Source organism: Verrucomicrobium sp. BvORR034, from assembly GCF_000739635.1.
In the GTDB taxonomy this organism is placed as follows: domain Bacteria; phylum Verrucomicrobiota; class Verrucomicrobiia; order Verrucomicrobiales; family Verrucomicrobiaceae; genus Verrucomicrobium.
This window is the reverse complement of sequence record NZ_BATQ01000117.1, coordinates 18,986-36,523: the sequence shown is the minus strand read 5'-3', so window position 1 is coordinate 36,523 and position 17,538 is coordinate 18,986. Positions and strand designations below refer to the sequence as shown.

General features: G+C 59.3%; 9 protein-coding genes. 4 read left to right on the top strand and 5 right to left on the bottom strand.

Annotated elements, in window-relative coordinates; translation table 11 throughout:
- Positions 1–295: 295 nt before the first annotated feature.
- Entirely contained in the window at positions 296–2,212 is a 1,917-nt protein-coding gene (locus BV034_RS19245; RefSeq protein ID WP_050028616.1) for a DNA topoisomerase IV subunit B, read from the top strand.
- Between the two features lie 72 nt (positions 2,213–2,284).
- Positions 2,285–4,324, top strand: coding sequence for a DNA gyrase/topoisomerase IV subunit A (locus tag BV034_RS19240; RefSeq protein ID WP_081887938.1), 2,040 nt, complete (start codon positions 2,285–2,287; stop codon positions 4,322–4,324).
- 428 nt (positions 4,325–4,752) lie between these two features.
- Here the strand turns inward: BV034_RS19240 and msrB are convergent, their stop codons facing one another.
- The 5 genes from msrB to BV034_RS19215 all read right to left on the bottom strand — a co-directional run bounded on the left by msrB (position 4,753) and on the right by BV034_RS19215 (position 11,223).
- Complete coding sequence (gene msrB / locus BV034_RS19235) at positions 4,753–5,133, bottom strand: peptide-methionine (R)-S-oxide reductase MsrB (RefSeq protein WP_050028615.1); 381 nt, start codon at positions 5,131–5,133, stop codon at positions 4,753–4,755.
- Positions 5,134–5,222: 89 nt separating this feature from the next.
- Entirely contained in the window at positions 5,223–5,600 is a 378-nt protein-coding gene (locus BV034_RS19230) for a S4 domain-containing protein (RefSeq protein WP_050028614.1), read from the bottom strand.
- 60 nt (positions 5,601–5,660) lie between these two features.
- Entirely contained in the window at positions 5,661–6,905 is a 1,245-nt protein-coding gene (rsmB, locus tag BV034_RS19225) for a 16S rRNA (cytosine(967)-C(5))-methyltransferase RsmB (RefSeq protein ID WP_050028613.1), read from the bottom strand.
- A complete protein-coding gene (locus BV034_RS19220; protein WP_050028612.1) occupies positions 6,902–8,215 on the bottom strand; it encodes a UDP-glucose/GDP-mannose dehydrogenase family protein in 1,314 nt (437 codons plus the stop codon). Before BV034_RS19220 ends, rsmB begins: the two co-directional genes overlap by 4 nt.
- A gap of 548 nt (positions 8,216–8,763) precedes the next feature.
- Entirely contained in the window at positions 8,764–11,223 is a 2,460-nt protein-coding gene (locus BV034_RS19215; protein WP_265593188.1) for an LptA/OstA family protein, read from the bottom strand.
- Between the two features lie 252 nt (positions 11,224–11,475).
- Here BV034_RS19215 and BV034_RS19210 point away from each other — a divergent pair, with 252 nt between their 5' ends.
- Entirely contained in the window at positions 11,476–14,952 is a 3,477-nt protein-coding gene (locus BV034_RS19210) for a transglutaminase family protein (protein WP_050028610.1), read from the top strand.
- A 42-nt stretch (positions 14,953–14,994) separates the two neighbouring features.
- Complete coding sequence (locus tag BV034_RS19205; RefSeq protein ID WP_050028609.1) at positions 14,995–17,502, top strand: circularly permuted type 2 ATP-grasp protein; 2,508 nt, start codon at positions 14,995–14,997, stop codon at positions 17,500–17,502.
- Positions 17,503–17,538 lie beyond the last annotated feature (36 nt).

Sequence of the window (17,538 nt, the reverse complement as noted above, 5' to 3'; positions counted from 1 at the left end):
ACATCCTGCTTGCGGTGACCGGTTTCCCCGGCAAACTCAATCTATGTTTCGTGCGTGGCCATGGTGGATCTCCCTCATTCTGATTGCGGTCAGCCTGGGATGGTTCTGGCTGCTCAGCCTTGATCTGCGGTTAGTCAGGGTGGAGCCTGACGTGCGCCCGGCGACTGCTGAGGCGAAAAAGTAAAGGCTTCCTGAGCCCGTCCTCCCCTACTGGTCAAATGAATACCATTGCTTGACGTTGGGGGGAATCGGGTTAACGAAATGTTCAACCTCTCCCACTTTCCCCCCTTCTCTCATGGCTGACCACGGATATACCGAAGACTCCATTCGTTCACTCGACTGGCGGGAGCACATTCGTCTGCGCCCCGGCATGTACATCGGCAAGCTGGGGGACGGCACTGCTCCTGAAGATGGCATCTACGTGCTGCTCAAAGAGGTGATCGACAACACCATCGACGAGCATGTCATGGGGTACGGCAAGGAGGTTGAGATCACGATTGAAGAGAATGTTTGCACGATTCGCGACTACGGACGCGGCGTCCCTTTGGGCAAGCTGATGGAGTGCGCCGCCCAGATCAACACGGGTGCCAAGTACGACAGTGAAGTCTTTAAGCGGAGCGTGGGCTTGAACGGGGTGGGTATCAAGGCGGTGAACGCCTTGTCCGACCGCTTTGACATCCAGGCCTATCGTGAGGGCAAGACCCGCGCCATCGAGTTCTCACAGGGGCTGGTGGTCAAGGAAATGAAGAACCCGGTGGCCACGGCGGACCGGGATGGCACGAAGATCACGTTTCATCCGGACCCGACTTCATTCGCCGGCGACTATGCCTTCCGCCTGGATTTCATCCGGGAGATGCTGCGTTTCTATGCCTGGTTGAATCCAGGCCTGACGCTGACGTTGAACGGTGAGAAGTTTCGGAGCAAGGACGGTCTCATTGACCTCCTCAATGCCAAGCTGACAGAGGAGCCGCAGTACCCGATCATCTATCTCGCCTCGAAGGAGGTGGAGGTGGCCTTCACGCATGGCGTGGGGTATGGCGAGGAGTGCTACAGCTTTGTGAACGGCCAGCACACCACGCAAGGGGGGACGCATCTGGCAGCCTTCCGTGAGGCGCTGGTGGCCGAGGCGCGGGAGTTCTTTAAGAAGCAGTTCGATCCCAGTGACGTGCGCGGGAGCCTAGTTGCGGCGGTGAGTGTGAAGGTGCAGGAGCCAGTTTTCGAGTCCCAGACGAAAACGAAGCTGGGCAGCACCACCATGGAGCCCAATGGCCGCAGTCTGCGGACCACGATCGTCAACTTCGTCACCTCGCAGCTGGACAACTACCTGCACAAGCATGGCGACGTTGCCAAGGCCATGCTGGAGAAAATCCAGGCTAACGAGAAGGAGCGCAAGGAAATCAGCGGCATCCAGAAGATTGCCCGCGAGAGCGCCCGCAAGGCCAAGGTGCACAACAAGAAGCTCCGTGACTGCCGCGTCCATCTGGACACCAAGCATGCCGACCGTGAGAAGAGCACGCTCTTCATCACGGAAGGGGACTCCGCGAGCGGAAGCATCACCAAGAGCCGGGATGTGAACTTCCAGGCCGTGTTCAGCCTGCGGGGCAAACCGCTCAACTGCTTTGGCCTCACCCGCAAGGTCTGCTATGAGAATGAGGAGTTCAACCTCCTCCAGAACGCACTGAACATTGAGGAAGATCTCGAAGAACTGCGTTATCAGAACGTGGTGATGGCGACAGATGCTGATGTGGATGGCATGCACATTCGGCTGCTCATGATCACCTTCTTCCTGCAGTTTTACCCGGAACTCATCCGGCGTGGGCACCTTTACATCCTGCAGACGCCGCTGTTCCGTGTGCGCAACAAGAAGGAGACCTTTTACTGCTACAGCGATGAAGAGCGCTTCAAGGCGATCGCGAAGTGTGGCAAGGCCGCTGAGATCACCCGGTTCAAAGGGTTGGGCGAAATCTCACCGGATGAGTTCAAGCACTTCATCGGTCCCAAGATGCGGCTGGAGCCTGTGCTCATGCCAGAGCACAAGAGCATCAAGGAACTGCTGACCTTCTACATGGGCAAGAACACCCCTGACCGCCAGGAGTACATTGTGCAGAACCTGCGGGTGGAGCACGATATCGAGCTGGAAGACAAGGCTCGTGATGAAGAGGAGCGCAAGAAGAAGCAGAAGCAGGTGATCTCTCTGGAGGCTCCCTTCTGATCTCGTTTTCCGCCTCGTCTTGAAGTTTGCCCGTTGAGTATCGAGTTTTGATTTTTGCCTTTTGTTCCGAGCGTGACTCCTGATTCCCTTCCCCCCACCTCCGGTCCCTCCCATCCTGGAGAACTGCACACCAAGCTTGTGGATGAACTCTATGGTGACTGGTTCCTGGACTACGCCTCCTACGTGATCCTGGAGCGTGCGGTGCCGCACATCAACGATGGGCTCAAGCCGGTGCAGCGTCGTATTCTGCACTCCATGCGTGAGCTGGAGGACGGACGCTATAACAAGGTGGCAAACGTGGTGGGGAACACGATGAAGTATCACCCTCACGGGGATGCTTCCATCGGGGATGCCATGGTTCAGCTCGGTCAAAAAGAGCTGCTGATAGACACCCAGGGAAACTGGGGGAACATCCTCACTGGGGATGGCGCAGCTGCCTCGCGGTACATCGAATCGCGGCTTACGAAGTTCGCGCTTGATGTCGTCTTTAGCCCGAAAGTGACGGACTGGGCCTCCAGCTACGACGGACGCAACAAGGAGCCGGTGACGCTGCCAGTGAAGTTTCCGCTGCTGCTCGCGCAGGGCGTAGAAGGGATCGCCGTCGGCCTCTCCTGCCGCGTGCTGCCCCACAATTTCAATGAACTGTGTGATGCCTGCATTGCAGCACTGCGCGGTGAGCCGTTCCAGGTCTTTCCGGATTTCCCCCAAGGGGGCACCATGGATGCCGCCGACTACAATGATGGTCAGCGCGGTGGCAAGGTGAGGGTGAGGGCCAAGATTGAGACCGTGCCGAAGCGCAACATGGTGCGCATCACGGAAATTCCCTTTGGAACCACCGCGGGCAGTATCCAGGAGTCCATTGTTGCCGCGAACGAAAAGGGCAAGATCAAGATTCAGAAGGTGGAGGACAACACCGCGGAGTTCGTGGAAATTCTGGTGCACCTGCCCAGCGGCACCGACCCTGACCAGGCGATCCAGGCGCTCTATGCCTTCACGGATTGTGAGGTCAGCATTTCGGTCAACGCGGTGGTCATCAAGGATGACAAGCCCCACTTCCTCGCCGTCACCGACATCCTCAAGGCCAACGCGGAGCACACCCGGGAGGTGCTCAAGCAGGAGCTGGAAATCGAGCTCGGAGAGCTGGAGGAGAAATGGCATTTCAGCTCGCTGGAGAAGATCTTCATCGAGAAGCGCATCTACCGTGACATTGAAGAGTGCACGACCTGGGATGGAGTGATTGGGGCGATCTGGAAAGGGCTGAATCCCTATCTTGGACTTTTGAAGCGCGAGATCACCGAGGACGACATCACCAAGCTCACGGAGATCAAGATCAAGCGCATCTCCAAGTTCAACTCCTTCGAGGCGGATGAGCTGATCCGTGCATTGGAGAACGACATTGACCAGGTGCAGCGCTACCTCAAGGGGTTGACCCGGTACGCCACATCGTACTTCGAGCGGATCAAGAAGACCTATGGCAAGGAGCGTGAACGTCGCACCGTGATTGCTGGCTTTGACCGGGTGGCGGCCTCAGACGTGGCCATTGCCAACGAGACGCTCTATCTCGATCCGAAAGAAGGTTTCGCTGGCTATGGCCTGAAACGGGAAGGGGAGCCGGTGAGCAAGTGCTCCACGATGGACGAGGTCCTCTTCATCACCCGCGAAGGCGTGATGAGCGTCGTGAAAGTGGCGCCGAAATTCCACGTGGGTAAGAACCCGGTCTACCTGGCCATCTTCAAGCGAGACGAGCAGGCGGTGTATTCGTTGATCTACCGCGACGGCAAGCAGGGCCGTGTGTATGCGAAGCGGTTCCGTGTGGGCGGTATTACCCGCGACAAGGAGTATCCTCTGACGCAAGAGTCCCCCGGGACGAAAGTCATGTTCTTCTCACGGCATGAGACGGAGGAAGAAAGCAACGCCCAGATCTTGAACATCAAGCTCAAGCACGAACTGCGCATGCGGGTGGATGCCTTTCCCTACAAGTTTGGAGACCTCGCCATCAAAGGGCGTGATTCCAAGGGCAATCTCGTCACCGAGAAGTCGGTGGAAAAGATCACCCGGTTGCGCAAGAGCGCCTCGGGTGAGGCGGAAGAAGAGGAAGTGGTGGACTCGTAGGGCGCAGGCGTTTCGGTTGGTTCCCGCGCTGGTTGCATCTGGCGTGGCGTCTCGGACTGAACCGGCGGGACGCCGGTAGCACGCACCGGCTGGAAGCCGGTGTCACGCAGGACGCAGTGAAGTGAGGCCATGCAGATGGATGGGAATTTAGTTGGTGGGCATCGAGCAATGAAATTCATCGCCTTCAGCGATGAGCTTCCTTGCTCGAAGGTCTTCCTATCGACCCAGTCGCCGCCGAAACATGATCCCCAAATCTGAATTATCCGGCCCCGTGGTAACAGAGCAACCTCACAGGGGCTCTGCATAAGGGGGGCCTGGCAAGGCGAGTGGCAAAGCAAGGAGCCGGAGCGGTGCGCGTAGGATGTGCCTTCCCAACTGAACCGGCGGGACGCCGGTAACACGCACTGGCTGGAAGCCAGTGTCACTCGTTAGCCGGCCGCCCTGAACTCCAGCGACAACGAATTCACGCAATACCTCAATCCGGTGGGTTGAGGGCCATCGGGAAATACATGTCCCAAGTGGGCACCACATTTGCCGCAGACGATCTCGGTGCGGCTCATGCCATGGGTTTCGTCTTCGTGCATCGAAACGGCCTCTCGATTCACCTGGCTCCAGAAGCTGGGCCAGCCGGATCCGGAGTCGTATTTCGTGGCCGAGTGGAACAGGTCTTCACCGCAGCAGACACACGTGTAGGTGCCGTCGGCCTTGTGATCGCAGAATTTGCCAGTGAACGGATACTCTGTCCCTTGTTCCTGGGTCACCCGCCATTGTTCTGGGGAGAGGCGTTCTTGGAGATCAGCTTTGTCCATGCTGAAGCATACGTAGATTTGGCAGGGTTCAACAAAGCAACGCCTGCTTCATTGAACCAGGTTGAGGCCACTTAGGTGGCGACGTCCCATCAGGCCTGATTGCGTTCCATCAGCTCGCGGATGAGGCGCAGTTGTTTTTTGTCAGGTTTGGCAGCCAAGGCATGCGGTGTGAGCATGACTTTTTCCCGCCGGGCTTCGGCTGCCTTCTGATAGTTCTGCACTGGCGTCAGATCCTCCATGAAGAGCTTCACCAGCGGTGCGCCCACGCGTGTGGCGGGGAAATCAAGCACACGAACGACCAAACTCAGGTCGCCGCGCTGAATGTCGAGAACTTCGCCGAGTTTCAACTCTCTGGCGGGCTTCATCGGTTGACCGCCAATTTGCACCAGCCCACGGGTGCAGGCCTGGGTGGCAAGTGAGCGGGTCTTGAAAATGCGGACGTGGTGCAGATAGAGGTCGGCGCGCATGAAGGGGGTATTCTGGCGGAGTGAGAGCTCCGCCCGATTCCTATTCTACGTCAAACAGCCCTAACTTTTCAACAAAAGCGCAGCGAACGCGCCGTCGAATCCATCTCTCCAGGGGAGGGAGCTCCGAGTTTCCACCAGCTTGAATTCCGGATGAGCGACCAGGAACGAAGCAATGATGTCCTCGTTCTCCTCGCGATCGAGACTGCAAGTGCTGTAAACCAAGCTTCCGCCGGACTTCAGGAGAGGTGTCAGAGTGGACAGAATCTTGGTCTGCAGTTGGGCCATCTCGACGAAGACTTCAGGATCCAACCGCCAACGGACATCCACGCGACGACGCATCACGCCCGTATTGCTACAGGGGGCATCAAGAAGAATCCGATCGACTTGAACGCCCTTCCAGATGGGTGGCAACGGTTTGGTCCAATCCACCTGTCGGTTCTCTGCAATGGTAACGTTCAGTCGCTCCAGATTCTGCTGCATGCGCTGGAGCCTGCGGGACACAGAGTCACAGGTCAGGATCTGTCCTTGATTCTGCATCTTCTGCGCCAGATACGCGGACTTGCCGCCTGGTGCGGCGCAAGCATCAAGAATCGTCTCGCCCGGTTGAGGGGCGAGGAGTTCGCAGGAGATTGCGGTGCTGGGATCCTGAGCATAACACCGACCGCTGGCCAGCCACTCACGCGGCAAGGTGTCGGCGCGGTAGAACCCTGGGAAAGAAATAGGTTCCAGCGGGAGCACCTCTTCCGGGGTGAGCGGCTGGGGGTGCAATTGATTCACCCGCACATACGTTGACGCGGGCTGCTGGTCCCACTCGCAGAGGGATTCTGCCGCTGACTTGCCAAACTGCTTGGTCCATCTCTCCGCAAGCCAGGACGGATGCGAGGTGCGCTCGGCGATGGAAAGGCGATCCATGCGGGCCAGGAGCGGGATTCTCTCCCGGTCCACCCGGCGAAGCACGGCGTTGACCAGCCCACGGGCCTTACCTGCCTGGTTCACCGTTTCGTTCACCACGGCATGGGCTGGCATCTCCAGCAGAAGAAGCTGGGCAATGCCGAGCCTGAGCAGCCAGTGGACGCTGGTTTCAAGGTGCTGGTTGTCGCACACTCGTTCCAGCCAGATGTCCAGCAGGTCGATGTTGCGAAGCGTGCCCATCACCAGCGTCTGAAGGAGCGCTGTGTCGCGATGATCAAGTCGATGGGTGGCGGCAGCCTTTTCGATCAGGTCTGCCGCATAGATTTCACTGCGCTCCCATTCGACGAGAATCTGAAGCGCGAGCTGTCGGGAATTGAGGGGGATGACGCTCATTCTGCTGCAAGGGTGCCCCGGCCGATGCCACGGTACTGGAATCCGTAGCTTGCTGCTGCGGTCGGGTCGAGCAGATTGCGCCCGTCGAAGATAAGGGGTGTACGCATGGCGTCGCGAAGTTCCTGGAGATCCACTGTGGCGAACTCCGGCCATTCGGTGGCCACGATGAGGGCCTCGGCACCACGGGCCGCTTCAACCGGATTGTCGGTGAGCGTGACCTTGCCGGCGATGGGAAGCTCACGGAACTTGTCCATGGCCTTGGGATCGTAGGCCGTGACATCAGCGCCCTCTTTGACCAGGGTTTCCACAAGATTGATGGCGACGCTGGAGCGGACGTCGTCCGTGTTGGGTTTGAAGCTGAGACCCCAGACGGCGATCTTCTTGTCCTTAAGCACCCAAAGGGCTTCCCGCACGCTGTCGAGGAAGCGATTGAGCTGGCGGGCGTTGATCTTCTGAACCTCCTTGAGCAGATTGAAAGGGGTGCCCAGCTGCTCTGCAATGGCTATGAAGGCGGCGATGTCCTTGGGGAAGCAGGACCCCCCGTAACCCAGGCCGGCATTAAGGAAACTGCGGCCGATGCGCTTGTCCATGCCGATGCCTTCGGCGACTTTCTCCACATCCGCACCGCTGACTTCGCAAAGCTCGGACAGTGCGTTCACATAGGAAATTTTCAGTGCCAGGAAACTGTTTGCGGCATGCTTGATAAGCTCTGCGCTGTTGATGTCGGTCACGAGCACCGGGGCGACAAAAGGCTCATAGACCTTCTGCATCACCGCCAGGGCGCGGTCGCTGTTGCCGCCAATGACGATGCGGTCGGGGCTCATGAGATCTTCCACAGCGCTGCCTTCACGCAGGAACTCGGGATTGCTCACGACGTCAAACTCCACTCCGGGCTTGGCGTAACGGCGGATCGTCTGGGCGACGCGCTCGCCGGTCTTCACGGGCACCGTGCTCTTGTCCACGATCACGCGATAGCTGCCGAGGCAGACCGCGATTTCGCGAGCCACTTTTTCGATGAAGCTGAGATCCACGCTGCCATCGGCCTGGGGTGGGGTGGGCACCGCAATGAAGATCACCTCACCGTGATCCACGCCTTCTTCTGTGCTCGTGGTGAACTGCAGCCTCTTGGAGACAACATTCTTACGGACGATCGTTTCCAGGCCGGGTTCGTAGATCGGAATCTTGCCTTCCAACAGGCTCTTGATTTTGCGTTCGTCATTGTCCACGCAAACAACGTGATGGCCGACTTCTGCGAAGCAGGCGCCTGTAGTGAGTCCAACGTAACCGGAGCCAATGATCGTGAGTTTCATGCAAAGAGTGGAGAGATACGGTCGGCCTTGAGCCGGAGCAGGACGGGACTAATGCGGAGGTTGGGGGAGGGCACAAGCCCGAAGGACGGGAGAAAAGATACCAAAACAACCTGCGGATGTCTGAATATCACAAATTGGCAAGGATTGCAGGGGCGAGATGGTGCCAATTTCGCGGAAGGTTTCGCCCTGCTAAGTGTTCACTCTGCCGGTATAGCTGAGGGTGATTGGCGAGCTGCGGCGGAGTAGTCCGAACGGCCCGTTGGATTGGGGAGCGAAGGGGGTTTCTGGGGAGTCCGTTGGTGGCACCCCGATCGTTTGTCAGGTCGAGGCGTTGTCGTGTCCACAACCTGAGCAAGAGCGTGCTGGGAGTGGAGGTTGGGACGGGGCGATTTAATCGCGCGTTCCTGTGGCGACTGAGCCGACGGGACCATCGGAGTGCGCCGGAGCTGTTCGCGAAGGGCAGTCTGATTCATCGTGCGAACTCAACAAAAAACCCGGCATCCGAAGATGCCGGGTTTTCAAGAGATATTGCCTTTCAGGCGCTGGGACTACTCGCGTCCGCCCTGGCCAGTCGGATTTGGGTCAAGGTCAAGCGGGATGCTGACCTGAGGGAAATCCTTGAGCGTAAGGGAGAGCACCAAGCCGTACTCGTTGTCCTTGCCGTTCTTCTGGCCGCGATTTTCGCGGATCAGGCCGCCCAGAGACATCGTCCAGCTCGCAAGGTCGCGGTGGATGCTGTAGCTCTGGTACTGAAGGGTGCTGTCCTCCATCTCGTAGATGTGGTTCATGGAGAAGCCCCAGTTCGAGTTGATCTTTGTGTAGATGCGGGAGTAGATCAGGCTGCTGTCCACGAAGATCGGGTTGTCGGTCAGCAACTGGTGGCCCAAGGACCAGGAGAAGGTCTTGGTGGGCATCCAGGTGATGTTCGAGTTGACCTCGGTGAAGTTGTAGTCGCTGCTGCCGATGGGGAGCTGGCTGTCGATGGAGAGAGCCAACCAGGGGAGGGGGGACCAGAAGAGGTCGTTGTAGAGGTTGGACACATCGCGATCAAACTCGGGATCTTCGATGAAGAGATCCACGTAGGTGTTGATGCCAGCGTAGTTGTGAGTGCCTCCGTCGCGCTTGGTCTGGAAGAGGTTGCGCACACCGATGCGGGCGATGTTCCAGCTCTTCAGGTCGTCAATGGCCGTGAAGAAGGGAACGTCGATTGGACGGGGGCGGGTGGACGGGGTGAGACGGTCGATGGTGCCAAGACCTTCGATGGTGTCGGCCTCAACATAGGAGTAGTTGAGGTAGGGCTGAATGATGTGGCGGAGCCCATCCAGACCGATCCGGCGGTTCTGCACGTCTTCCCAGGTCTTGCTGAACTTCGCGGAGAGGTCGAACCCTGCGGCGAAGATGGGGCGGGTATCATTGCCAACATCCGACGTGCCGCCTTCGACATCGTTGTAGTAGGTCACGCCACCGCCGAGGCGGGGAACGAAGCTGATCCAATCGCCCTGGCCGAAGCTGATGGGATAGAGGAACTCGTGGTAAGTGTGGGCGCGGAGGAACTTGTTCTCATTCAGCTCAGCCTGGAGCAGTTCGAGGTCGTTCTCGACGTCATCACGAGTCAACAGCTGCTTGGGCACGGCGCGAATCACGGCGGCGTCATTGCTCACCAGCGTACTGCCAGCCAGGGCGGTGGTGGTGGAGGGGAGCGCGTTGCCGTTTGCGTCAAGAAGCCCAGTGGTGCCGCCATTGGCACCGTAGGCGGTGCTCAGATAGCTTTCCTGCTGCGCAATCTTGCTCTGAAGAACAGCGCGTTCGTTGTCGGAAAGCTTGTCGCGGTAGGCTCCCAAGCTCGTCTCACCCTGATAGTAGAAGTTGGTGTTCAGGATGCGGGAGCGGGTGAAGTCGAAAGCCAGCTCGACGCGCTCATCTGCATGGTAGAACTCATTGAGCTGCATACGGGCCAGGAGGGAGGCCGTGAAGCGGTCGTCCCGTTTGACCAGATTGATGATGTTGTCCGGCTGGGGCTCAAGACGGAAGTCGTTGAGGAAATAATCCTCCAGCATGAACTCGTCGCTCAGTTTGGTGAGGTCGAAGTCAAGGTACCAGGTGCTTTCCTGAGGGCCTGGAATGTAGATGCGGTGCTGGAAGCCAATGCGATAGCGGTTCTCATCCACCAAGGCATCGGAGCGAGTCGAGTCGTTGACGCCAGTGAGGGGGTCGGTGTCGTAAGCGTAGTAAAGCTTGAGCTGACCGATGTGGGGATTTTTGCGCCACTTTTCCGAATAGAAGTCAGCACCAATGCCGACGCCACGGGAGCTGCGAAGGTCCAGATGGTACTTGGCGAGGGTGTGGTCGCCATGCATCACGCCATACTGGTTGAGCAGGAAGGCGCCCCACTGGCTGGTGTAACCAGGCTGGAAGAAGTAGCCGAGTTCGTCATCGAGCGGCTGGACGATGTAGGGGAACCAGAAGACCGGGGTCTTGCCAGCATACACCTTCACGCCCTTCATGATGACGCGGTCACCAGGATAGATCGTGATGGACTTGGCGCGGACCCGGTAGTTCTGGACCTGGCTGTCATGCGTGGTGAACCAGGCGTTGGTGCCGTCAATGCGTTCCACCTTGCCGGAGTTGGTCTTGAAACCTTCGGTCTGGTAGAAGATGGGGGGCAGGGAACTGCGAACGCTGTTGGCCTTCAGTTCTTCCGTCTTGACGTTGTAGATGATGTTCTCTCCGCGAAAGATCTCCCCGTCCTTCACGACTGTCACATTATCCCGGGCCACGACATCGCCAGTGTTGGCGTTGTACTCAGCCTGACCAGCCTTGATTTCCACATCTTCATATTTGATGTGTACGTCCCCCTTTGCGGTGGCTACGCCCGTCATGGGGTCGAAGCCAGTTTCCATACCCTCGATGTTGATGTTGCTGGTCAGAGCCCCCAGCACATCGGCCTGGCCGTGGGCGTTGGCGGAGAGGAGTAGGGCGCAACTGGCGAGAGATAAGGCTAGCTTCATGGCGCGGGGAGTCGTGAGAGGTCTCATGCGGGCGCTGGACAGGGGGAGTGGGAGAGGTTGTTAAAACGTATGAAATAGGCGATGCCAGCCGGGGCAGCAAGGAAAAGGAAAAGAAAAATCTGGGCCAACCGGCCTGCCTCTTTGGCCGTTCTTGATGTTAGCCAGGCAAGTTGCGTTACTCTTTGACGCCGTTGCAGATTCGTCAGGGAGCCGCCCTTGGTTTGGCACAAGGCATGCTTTACGTTTGCTCACATGTCCATTCACGTCGCCCTTCATCATCGCACGACCTATTCTTATGATCGTCCAATCTCCCTTGGGCCGCAGACGATCCGGTTGCGACCGGCGCCGCATTGTCGGACCAAGGTCTTGAGCTACTCGCTCAAGGTGGAGCCCGCCGATCAGTTCCTCAACTGGCAGCAGGACTCTCATGCCAACTATCTGGCCCGGCTGGTCTTCCCTGAAAAGACGCAGAAACTCGACATCATCGTCGATCTGGTCGCGGAGATGGCGGTGTACAATCCCTTCGACTTCTTTCTGGAGCCCTCTGCAGAAAACTTTCCCTTCCAGTACGAGCCTTGGTTGTTCCGTGACTTGTCCCCCTACGTGCAGACGGAGACCGTCAGCCCTGAGGTGCATCAGTACGCCCTCGACTGGCAGGGCAAGCAGATGCGAATGATCGATTTCCTGGTCGCGCTGAACCTCCAGGTTAGCCAGGACGTGAGCTACACCATCCGGATGGAGCCTGGGGTGCAGACGCCTGAGGAGACTCTGAAGATTCGGAGTGGGTCCTGCCGGGACACGGGGTGGCTCCTGGTCAACGTGTTGCGAGCTCTTGGTTTTGCTGCTCGCTTTGTGAGCGGTTATCTCATTCAGCTTAAGGCGGATGTAAAGGCTTTGGACGGCCCAAGCGGGGCGGAAAAAGACTTCACGGATTTGCACGCATGGTGCGAAGTTTACCTGCCAGGGGCGGGTTGGATCGGGCTCGACCCGACTTCTGGGCTCTTTGCGGGAGAGGGGCATTTGCCGGTGGCGTGCACCCCGGAGCCTGGCACGGCAGCCCCGCTGACCGGGGTGCTGGAGAAGTGCGAGAGCACGCTCCATCATGAGATGGAGGTCACTCGCATCTATGAATCCCCGAGGGTGACGAAGCCCTACTCTGAGGAGGAATGGAAAAAGATCGTGGCCCTGGGCCGATCCGTGGATGACAAGCTGCGCCGGGGCGACGTGCGGCTGACGATGGGGGGCGAGCCGACCTTTGTCTCGATTGACGATCCGGACGGCGACGAGTGGAACTTTACCGCCAACGGCTTGAAGAAGCGGGAACTGGCGGGTGAGCTTCTGAAGCGTCTGAGGACCAAGTACGCGTCCGATGGCGGGTTTCTGCACTACGGACAGGGCAAGTGGTATCCTGGAGAGAGTCTGCCACGCTGGTCACTCGGTTGCTGGTGGCGCAAGGATGGCGAGCCGATCTGGAGCGACCCGAATCTGATCGCGGATGAGTCGGTTGACTATGGCTATAGCGTGGATGACGCCAAAAGGCTCGTTGATCGGATCATGGAGGGCTTGGGGGTGGATCCCCAGTGGCTCATCCCGGCCTACGAGGACGTTTACTACTACATCTGGCGCGAACGTCGGCTGCCGTCCAACGTGGATCCGCTCAAGGCCAATTTGGCGGACAAGGAGGAGCGCGAGCGCATTCGCCGCATCTTTGAGCGCGGACTGGGTTCGGTCACCGGGTACGCCTTGCCGGTCCAACGCAGCGCGGACAAAGGACAGCCAGCTTGGGTAAGTGGGCCGTGGTTTCTCCGCCGTGAGACGCTTTACCTCACGCCGGGAGACTCGCCCATGGGGTTGCGACTGCCGCTGGATTCTCTGCCGTGGGTCGAGGAGCGGGAGTACCCTTGGGTCTATGAGCGGGACCCGATGGAGAAGTTGTCGCCCCTGCCTTCCCGCAAGGAGCACACTGGACAGCGGTTCATCGGTCGCGATCCGGAGATCACCTCCGCGTCGGGGAGTGGGCCGCTGTATCGATTTAAGACTGGGGTAAATGCCCCCACCTCTCCCTATCCTGACTCTCTTGGTGGTGCTGGAGCGGCTGGGGAAAAGGAGGCTTCTGACAAAGGTGACGGTTCGGGAGCTTTGGATGAGCTGGTGGCGCGTCAAAAGGCGGCCGACTTGGAGCACACTCGCCGACCGGACCCTCAGCAGAGCGCTCCTTGGATCGTGCGCACGGCTCTGTGCGTGGAGCCGCGGAATGGCCGTCTTCACATCTTCATGCCGCCCGTGGAGACCACGGAAGACTATCTGGAACTGGTGGAAATCATCGAGGCTGCCGTGTCCGATCTGGGCATGCCCGTAGTCTTCGAAGGGGCGCCACCTTCGTATGACCCGAGATTGCAGGTGTTGAAGGTTACGCCTGACCCTGGCGTGATCGAAGTGAATCTCCACCCGTCGGCCACCTGGGATGAGCTCGTGGACAAAACGGAGACCCTCTATGAGGAAGCCCGGCTCACGCGGTTGGGGACGGAGAAGTTCATGCTCGATGGTCGCCATACGGGGACGGGCGGGGGCAATCACATCATCATTGGTGGGGAGACTCCAGCGGACTCTCCCGTGCTACGTCGGCCAGATCTTTTGAAATCCCTGCTCGGTTATTGGCAAAATCACCCCTCGCTAAGCTACCTGTTTACGGGTCTGTTCATTGGGCCCACCAGCCAGGCTCCGCGGGTGGACGAAGCCCGCAACGACTCGCTCTACGAACTGAATTTGGCCTTCCAGCAGGTGCCGGAGAAGGGCAAAGACCTGCCACCGTGGTTGGTGGACCGTCTCTTCCGCAACCTGCTCATCGATTCCACCGGCAACACCCACCGGGCGGAGTTCTGCATCGACAAGCTCTTCAGCCCCGACAGTTCGACCGGAAGGCTTGGTTTGGTGGAACTACGGAGCTATGAGATGCCTCCGCACAGTCGCATGAGCCTGGCGCAGCAGCTTCTGCTGCGGGCGCTCGTGGCGAAGTTTTGGGACAATCCCTATTCCAGCACCCCCGTACGATGGGGCACCGACATCCATGATCGCTGGATGCTGCCGCATTTCCTCTGGGATGACTTTGCGGATGTCATCAACGACCTCCGAGCCGACGGCATCGAGATGGTGGCAGACTGGTTTGCCCCCCACCGGGAATTCCGGTTCCCGCTGATTGGAGAGTTCTCCCAGCGGAACGTGCACGTGGAACTGCGCGCGGCCTTGGAGCCGTGGCATGTTCTGGGGGAGGAGGGCTCTACGGGCGGCGCGGTGCGCTATGTGGACAGCTCCCTGGAACGACTCCAGGTCAAGGTCACGGGCATGGTGGATGAGCGTCATGTGGTGGCCGTAAATGGCCGGAAGCTGCCCCTGCATCCCACCGGTGTGAATGGCGAATATGTCTGCGGAGTACGCTATCGGGCCTGGCAGCCACCGAACTGCCTGCAGCCGACGATCGGAGTCCATACCCCGTTGACCTTCGATCTCGTGGACACTTGGAACCAGCGCTCACTGGGCGGATGCCGCTACCATGTCGTGCATCCGGGCGGTCGCAGCTACGAGACCCTGCCAGTGAATGCCTATGAGGCTGAGAGCCGCCGACTTTCCCGGTTTGAATCCATCGGGCACACCTGGGGCATGTTGAATCTGCCAGAGCCGATTCGCTCACGCGAGTTTCCGTTCACGCTGGATTTGCGTACCCAAGGTTAGCGTTCTAGATACGGCGTGCCTCACGCCGTATCAACTGCCCCCATGGATCCCTCACCTGACAGCGTGAGCATTGCTGAAATGCTCACGTCCGCCCGGGCGGCTGGCGACGGCTTTCACGAAGTCTGGCGGCCCGACGGTGCTACACGCCCCGCTTGGGGTGCTTTTCTGGAAAGTCTGGCCCGGATGCAGCCTGTTGATCTGGCGCAGAAGCGCGAGGCGGCGAACCAGTTGCTCCGTGATCACGGGGCGACCTACACGATCTACAATGACCAGCAGGCCCTGAGCCGCCTGTGGCAACTGGACATCTTTCCCCACATCATTGGGCCAGAGGAATGGCGCCTGCTTGAGGCTGGGCTGAAGCAGCGTTCCCGGCTGCTTCGGCAGGTCGTGAATGACCTGTATGGCGAACAGCGCCTCCTGAAGGAAGGCTGGATCCCTCCGGGTCTGGTTTTTGCCAACCCAGGCTTTTTGCGTGCGAGTCACGGGATCAAGCCGGCTGGGGGCTCGTTTCTCTTTCACCATGCCGTGGACCTTGCCCGGGGCGCGGATGGGCGATGGATCGTCCTGGCGGATCGCACCCAGGCCCCGTCGGGGAAGGGCTATGCCCTTGAGAACCGGATCGTGCTGACCAGTCTGTTCCCGGATGAGTTCCGGGACATGAATGTGCAGCGACTGGCTTCTTTCTTCCAGATGGAGCGCGATTCGCTGCGGGATCTGGCACCCCAACACCGGGGTGATCCCACCGTGGTGCTGCTCACCCCTGGACCTCTGAACGAGACCTATTTCGAACACGCCTACAAGGCGCGTTATCTCGGCTTTCCCCTGGTGGAGGGCGCGGACCTGACCGTGCGGGGGAGGAAGGTGTTCCTGAAGACACTGGAAGGCCTGCGCCAGGTCGATGTGATTGTGCGCCGGGTGGATGACACTTTCTGTGATCCCCTCGAACTCCGCACGGACACGTGGCTGGGAGTGCCCGGCCTGATGGAGGCCTGGCGGGCGGGGACCGTGGCAATCGTCAACGGCATGGGTGCCGGGGTGGTGGAGACGCCAGCCCTGCTGCCATTTCTGCCGGGTCTTTCCCGCCATTTGCTTGGCGAGGATCTGAAGCTGGCCAATGCGGTGACGTGGTGGTGCGGCCAGCCGAAAGAGCTCAAGCACGTGGAGAAGAATCTGGATCGCTTTGTCTTAAAGCGCGCCTTTGTCGGTGGAGCAGGGCAGCCCGTGTTCGGTGCCGACCTGACCGAAGCTGAAAGAGAGGCTCTGCTGGCGAAGGTGCGGATGGCTCCGCATGAATATGCGGCCCAGGAGGTTCTTTCCTTGTCCTCAGCCCCGGTGTTTGACATGGGGCGGATCGAGTCGCGTCCTCTGGTTTTGCGTTGTTACATCGTACCTTGCGGCAATGATTTCGCGGTCATGCCGGGTGGATTGACCCGGGTGAGTCCGTCCCGTAAGGGGCTGGTCGTCTCCATGCAGTCTGGCGGGGTGAGCAAGGACACCTGGGTGCTCGCAGATGGTCCGGTGGAGCAGTTGACGCTGTTGCTCTCACCTACGGTTGCCATCCGTCCAGAGCGTCAGGCGGGCGAGGTGCCCAGCCGTGTGGCGGACCATTTCTTCTGGTTGGGGCGTTATGTTGAGCGGCTGGAAGACGGTGTGCGGGTGCTGCGGGGTGTGGTGCAAAGATTCGCTGGGGAGGGGAGTGAGGAGCAGGCCAGGGAACTCGCTGCCTTGGTGCCGTGGATGGTTTCCCTGGGAAGGCTTCCGGACCGGTTTGGCAAGAAGGTGGTGCCGGGTGAGTTGCGCGGGGAACTGTTGGCGTTGCTGGAAAACTCCCGGCGTGAAGACAGCGTAAGAGATCTGCTCAACCGGGTGCGCTACAATGCCACGGCCTTGCGTGACCGTCTCTCTGATGACACTTGGCGGTTGTTCAACCAGTTGGAGCGCCATACCCGCTCCCAGGCCACGCGGTTGAAGGTGCCTGAGGTGCTGGAGATGCTGAATGCGGTGGTCCTGGACCTGGCTGCTTTCTCCGGCATGGAGATGGAGAACATGACCCGCGGCCATGGCTGGCGGTTCCTGGATCTCGGTCGGCGCCTGGAGAGGGCCCGTGGACTGGTCCGGCTGATTCATGCGACCATTCATCCCTCGCCGCGGAATGATGCCGTTCTTGGACCTCTCTTGGAGATCTGCGACAGCGCCATGACCTATCGGCGGCGGTATCACGCCCGTCCACAATTGGGGCCGGTGCTGGACCTTCTGATTGCCGATGATTCGAACCCGCGTTCGTTGATCTGGCAGCTCTACCAGCTTACCCGACATGCTTCTCAACTCCCGCGTGATGGCATGGAAGGCATGACGGGGAGTGAAAAGAAGCAGGTGGATATGATGCTCTCCGAGCTGGCAGGTGTGGACCTGACCGCGCTGGCGGGAGCGGAGGATCGCAGCCCCGGTCTGCTGGTCCGTCTCTGTACCCGCCTGCAGGCCGGACTGGAGTCCCTTTCCGATACCATCAGCCAGCACTATTTCAGTCATGCCCTCCGACGTGTCAGCTAGCTCTGGTGCGGTGGCCCGAAGGGGCTCCGTGCATTT

What these genes read in the sequence shown, in the direction of transcription:
- BV034_RS19245 (WP_050028616.1), top strand. Translation starts at nt 296, where the DNA reads ATGGCTGACCACGGATATACCGAAGACTCCATTCGTTCACTCGACTGG.
- msrB (WP_050028615.1), bottom strand. Translation starts at nt 5,133, where the DNA reads ATGGACAAAGCTGATCTCCAAGAACGCCTCTCCCCAGAACAATGGCGG.
- BV034_RS19230 (WP_050028614.1), bottom strand. Translation starts at nt 5,600, where the DNA reads ATGCGCGCCGACCTCTATCTGCACCACGTCCGCATTTTCAAGACCCGC.
- rsmB (WP_050028613.1), bottom strand. Translation starts at nt 6,905, where the DNA reads ATGAGCGTCATCCCCCTCAATTCCCGACAGCTCGCGCTTCAGATTCTC.
- BV034_RS19220 (WP_050028612.1), bottom strand. Translation starts at nt 8,215, where the DNA reads ATGAAACTCACGATCATTGGCTCCGGTTACGTTGGACTCACTACAGGC.
- BV034_RS19215 (WP_265593188.1), bottom strand. Translation starts at nt 11,223, where the DNA reads ATGAAGCTAGCCTTATCTCTCGCCAGTTGCGCCCTACTCCTCTCCGCC.
- BV034_RS19210 (WP_050028610.1), top strand. Translation starts at nt 11,476, where the DNA reads ATGTCCATTCACGTCGCCCTTCATCATCGCACGACCTATTCTTATGAT.
- BV034_RS19205 (WP_050028609.1), top strand. Translation starts at nt 14,995, where the DNA reads ATGGATCCCTCACCTGACAGCGTGAGCATTGCTGAAATGCTCACGTCC.